Here is a 416-nt window from a genome sequence, read left to right on the forward strand (position 1 = left end):
GCCTGCGGAGTGTCGGCGGCGGGCGGGGTCGCGGCCGGAGTTGGCGCGGCGGGCGGCGTGCCGGCGGCGGGCGCCGGCGTCATCCCAGGCGCGGCTGGCGGCGGCGTGGTCAGCGCGGCGACGGATTCGCCCTCGCCGATGGTGCTCTGGCCGCCGGCCGGACCAGGATCTACTTCCTTGCCCTCGGGCGTCAGCCGCTGGGTGAATTTCGCCGTTTCGGCCGGCTCATTGGCTGCAGCCGCGTTATTGCCCGCAGCCGGCGGCGCGGCCGCCGTCTCGGCGGTCGGCTTTGTCGGGGCGGCAGGCTTGACCAGAGGCTCGGTCGAGACGGTCTGGCTGCTGCCGCCCTTCAAGCCGAGTATGGAGCTGAACGCATCCTTGTTCAGCCAAACGCCGTACCCGCCGCCGGCCAGCAC

1 pseudogene is annotated in these 416 nt (G+C 73.8%); it reads right to left on the reverse strand.

What is annotated here, in order from left to right:
- Nucleotides 1-416 (reverse strand): annotated as a pseudogene (locus tag EOA75_RS33745) (hypothetical protein); the annotation flags it as partial.

Origin of the sequence: Mesorhizobium sp. M1A.F.Ca.IN.022.07.1.1, assembly GCF_003997575.1 — a bacterium.
GTDB lineage: Bacteria > Pseudomonadota > Alphaproteobacteria > Rhizobiales > Rhizobiaceae > Mesorhizobium.